The following is a 3781-nucleotide window of genomic DNA, read 5'->3' on the forward strand; positions in this document are numbered from 1 at the left end:
ATCAACGGGGAGCAGGTCACACATTCAAGAGACAGTATTTATAATTACACAGAAAATCACATTATGAGTGAGGTTGTTGGTTGTGTGTTACTCAATCTAAAATCTATTTTTGAATCGTTAAATTTCACTCCTGATTCTTCATTAAGAAACTCAAAGATAATTTTTTCGTTAGACTATTCTGAATGTAGTAATTGGCAACATCAAAAACTTTCGAGTATGTTTGAAGTGTTTTGGGGTTGTAATGCATCTTGGTCCGGCTTAAGTTCAGGGCAAAAGGCATATCTGAATATATTCAGTTTGGTTTGGGCGGCAATCTCTGAAGGTGAACATTCGCGCGATGAAATGGATAGTGTTATATGTATTGATGAAGGAGACTTATATTTGCATCCACAGTGGCAAATCGACTTCCTGCAAACACTTATAAGAAGTCTTCCTGAAATATCCAAAGGTAAAATTCAAATAGTTTTTACTACACACTCTCCACTGTTAGTATCAGATGTTCCCAAACAATGCTTGTTAATACTTAATGGTAACAACTCACAGTTGAATATGCTAGAAGATATTAATACTTTTGGAGCGAATTTTTATGATATTTACTCAAAGGCTTTTGGTCTTAAGGGGGTGCGCAGTGCATCAATCTCAAACTCTTATATTTCAGAAATACTGCATATACTTGACAAAGAAACTTTAACAAAATGCGATATTAAAAAATTGAATGAATCATTAGGGCTAATTGGTGATGAGTTGGTCTTGCATCATATTCGGAAAAGGATTTCTTAAAATGATTAGCATACAGAATCATATTAAAGGACATGGGGGAATACCTGATTTACTCATTGAAGAGTCTTTGGAGAAATTGTGGACTTTTCTGAATCAAGTAGATAAAAAAGGTCTTTTCAAAGAAAGCTCATTAATAATGAGAGTGAGATCTTTAAAAAAACACGTCACAACTGACCAATATAAAAATGATAACCAAGAAAGTTTTTCTAGACATTTTTCTTTAATGAATTATTTAGATGATGAGGTCGTTTTAAAAAAAATAGTATTTTCTAAACCTGAGGTTTTTAAATCAATTAAGTCTGACATTAATAAGCACGTGAATGATAGTGATTTATTCACAAAGAAAAAAAAACTCTTTTGTAAAGACAAATTTTTGCAAGTTATTACTTTCTCGAGTGTTTAATTACGAATCATATAGAAGTAGCGCTACTCTCTATGAGATATACGAAAACATGTTTTTTGATAAAGCTACTTGTGTATATTGTAATGCTGACTCTGCTTTAATTATCAGTCAGAAGGAAGGAGGGTTAAATAATAAACAGGCTTTATTCGAATTGGATCATTTTTATCCGAAAGCTAAGTATCCTTATTTAGCTTTGTCTTTTTACAATCATATACCATCATGTTCTAATTGTAATGGAAAGTTGAAGCGTTCACGGGATTTCACTGTCGAAACTCATATACATCCGTATGTTCGTTGTTTCGATGATGAGTACGATTTCGTTCCAAATATGGATGTTTTTACTGGAGGACCATTGAATCTTGTTAAGATGAGAATTAAAAACGGTCAAACTGATTCATTAGTTAAAGATTTAAAACTTGAATCAAGATATTCAAAGCTTTTATCTGTGTCTTCTGCTAATGTATTTATTGAAATGTTGCATAAGTATGAAGATGTAATTAGAGACGGCTCAGCAGATCCTAGATATGAAGATATGTTGCTCGATTTAATTAAGAGTCATGTATCCCTTGAAAAAAATAATGTTTTAAAGAGAAGTTACAGTAAGCTTAAGTTAGACTTGCTACGAGCCTTTGACATCAATTCAAGAATAGTAAAATGATTGTTTGGTGGGGCGATCCCACCATCATTAAAACTATTTATTTTATACAGTGTGACCTAAACCCCGTTTTTTCACACAGACTGCTGTTAGTTACTTCCGCTTTTGGCACTGAGCGGTCCTTCATTGGCGCCACGGCAGGGAAGCCCACTTGGACATTCTGGTGATTCTGTCCAACGCCTATTCAAACTAAATCAGTTCTCCCCAACATTGGACATGGCACTCTCGCCGGATCACGAAGAGATTATGGAACATGATGCACGTCTATAAAAGACCACCAAATCAGCTCCTTTCTATAGCTCGTTTGAAGTGTCATTTGTTGCATGAAGTGGAATCAAATAAATCAATAATGACTCACTGGGAAGCAGCCAGAACAGCACTCAGGAATTTGGGACATCATGCAAGCATAGCCTCGTGGGTTTCACTTAAAAATGATCCCCGAGTTTTCACTGATGGCGCCGAAGAAAAGCATGGGTTCATTTTTGCTAACGATGAGGATGATACTGTGTTTGTTGTCACTTCTTGGCCGATTGAAGAGTACGGCCCCCCTCTCAATACATATTGATCTTTTGAACTGGACAGAAGAGTTATTCTGTCCAGATGCAGCAGTGAGCTTCAGAACTGCGCTATCACCACTCTGGTCTTGCCTTCTGAATCGCCCCCCTCCAGATCGGCAACCACACCTTTCGGGTTATTCACCCATCCATCCGGGTCATAGACAAAACAGACCAGCGTGTCACAGTCCGGGTGGGCGCGGTAACGGGCCATATCAATAATTAATTCTTCTCCGATTTTTCCCGCTCCCAGAGACTTACGTGTTTTCTTGACCTCGATTACTATTTTTTCTTTCTTGAGCAAAAAATCCTGTCTGGAGGACGAGCCTGCATAACTCGGCGAAGCCTCTTCCGGCCTGACATCATCGAAATGAAGGGTGAGAAGAGCATGAACCAGATCCTGAACGTCATACTCGTCGGTTACCTCAATGCTATCTCTGTTGTTATATCTTTTTTTCAGCTGGCGACAGAACGACGGAAACCTTTCAAGCACGTTAATTATCAGATCTAATCTGTCAGTTTCTTTCAATACTGGGCTAGTATTCAGAGGGAGGGCATAATCTAGATCAGCTTTTGCGGCATCAAAAACCGGTTTTAATTGTGTGGTGAGAATTTCATAATTTGAGGCATAAAATCCTTTTTGAGCTTTGATAAAGTCTTTGTAAAATTCAGAATCCTGTCCATAACTGTCTTCCAGTAACTTTTTGACCCGTCCGATCCATATTTTATATTTTGCTGCATCCACATACATTTTGTTTGCGTTCAACAACGAGTTGTATTGCATCGATTTGGTCGATAAAACGTCTTGAAAGTCCTCTTCAAATGAGTCAAATCGTTCTGCTAAGCTTTTCTGCATGATAGTGCCGTCCGTAGTGCTAGTTGAGTAATCTCGGATTATACAATGTCCCACCATCAACTAGCTGACTTACATCGCGTTGATCGGTACATGACGACGTCAGCTTTGTCAGCCCCTAGCACACAGCGGGCGGCTAGCAGAATCACGAAGGTCGTTATGAGCAAGGAGTGAACATAGTTTTCATCTCTATTGTTTATGGTGACGCTGACTGGATGCAGGGTGTCACAGGAGGGATGCTTCGGGCCGTATTGGACGTCGCACCAGTTCCCCTTCGCAGTTCGGGCACTGGCCATTAAGCCGTTGGGTCACGCAATCAATACAAAATGTGCATTCAAATGAACAGATGAATGCCTCTTTTGATTCAGGTAGCAGATCTTTATCACAGCATTCGCAATTAGGACGGAGTTCAAGCATGGTGCTCTCTTATTGTTAAAGGGACTTCATTGGCTATACCAAAGGCCATCTACCCGTATCTCCTTATGCGATAGATGACGCTATTGTTTTTCGCGTGTATTGAAGTGGTTTACTGAATT

The 3781-nt window shown here is 38.6% G+C and carries 6 protein-coding genes; 4 read left to right on the forward strand and 2 right to left on the reverse strand.

What is annotated here, in order from left to right; translation table 11 throughout:
- The 4 genes from CKK19_RS25230 to CKK19_RS25245 form a co-directional block, all read left to right on the forward strand.
- Nucleotides 1-780: AAA family ATPase (locus tag CKK19_RS25230; protein ID WP_225455269.1), on the forward strand; the 780-nt coding region annotated here is incomplete at its 5' end.
- A gap of 1 nt (nt 781) precedes the next feature.
- Nucleotides 782-1183, forward strand: coding sequence for a hypothetical protein (locus tag CKK19_RS25235; protein WP_225455270.1), 402 nt, complete (start codon nt 782-784; stop codon nt 1181-1183).
- 49 nt (nt 1184-1232) lie between these two features.
- Nucleotides 1233-1841: a hypothetical protein gene (locus CKK19_RS25240; protein WP_225455271.1), complete on the forward strand. Its 609-nt coding sequence runs from the start codon at nt 1233-1235 to the stop codon at nt 1839-1841.
- 250 nt (nt 1842-2091) lie between these two features.
- Entirely contained in the window at nt 2092-2403 is a 312-nt protein-coding gene (locus CKK19_RS25245) for a hypothetical protein (protein WP_072202097.1), read from the forward strand.
- A gap of 50 nt (nt 2404-2453) precedes the next feature.
- On the opposite strand, the gene CKK19_RS25250 is transcribed toward CKK19_RS25245, so the two are convergent.
- Complete coding sequence (locus CKK19_RS25250) at nt 2454-3248, reverse strand: hypothetical protein (protein ID WP_058656512.1); 795 nt, start codon at nt 3246-3248, stop codon at nt 2454-2456.
- A gap of 222 nt (nt 3249-3470) precedes the next feature.
- The gene (locus CKK19_RS25255; RefSeq protein WP_072202096.1) at nt 3471-3662 is read right to left on the reverse strand and encodes a DUF1272 domain-containing protein; all 192 of its coding nucleotides are present in this window, start codon (nt 3660-3662) and stop codon (nt 3471-3473) included.
- Nucleotides 3663-3781 lie beyond the last annotated feature (119 nt).

The sequence above is a fragment of the Enterobacter sp. CCUG 70166 genome, from assembly GCF_020224095.1.
Taxonomy (GTDB): domain Bacteria; phylum Pseudomonadota; class Gammaproteobacteria; order Enterobacterales; family Enterobacteriaceae; genus Enterobacter; species Enterobacter intestinihominis.

What these genes read in the sequence shown, in the direction of transcription:
- CKK19_RS25235 (WP_225455270.1), top strand. Translation starts at nt 782, where the DNA reads ATGATTAGCATACAGAATCATATTAAAGGACATGGGGGAATACCTGAT.
- CKK19_RS25240 (WP_225455271.1), top strand. Translation starts at nt 1,233, where the DNA reads ATGTTTTTTGATAAAGCTACTTGTGTATATTGTAATGCTGACTCTGCT.
- CKK19_RS25245 (WP_072202097.1), top strand. Translation starts at nt 2,092, where the DNA reads ATGATGCACGTCTATAAAAGACCACCAAATCAGCTCCTTTCTATAGCT.
- CKK19_RS25250 (WP_058656512.1), bottom strand. Translation starts at nt 3,248, where the DNA reads ATGCAGAAAAGCTTAGCAGAACGATTTGACTCATTTGAAGAGGACTTT.
- CKK19_RS25255 (WP_072202096.1), bottom strand. Translation starts at nt 3,662, where the DNA reads ATGCTTGAACTCCGTCCTAATTGCGAATGCTGTGATAAAGATCTGCTA.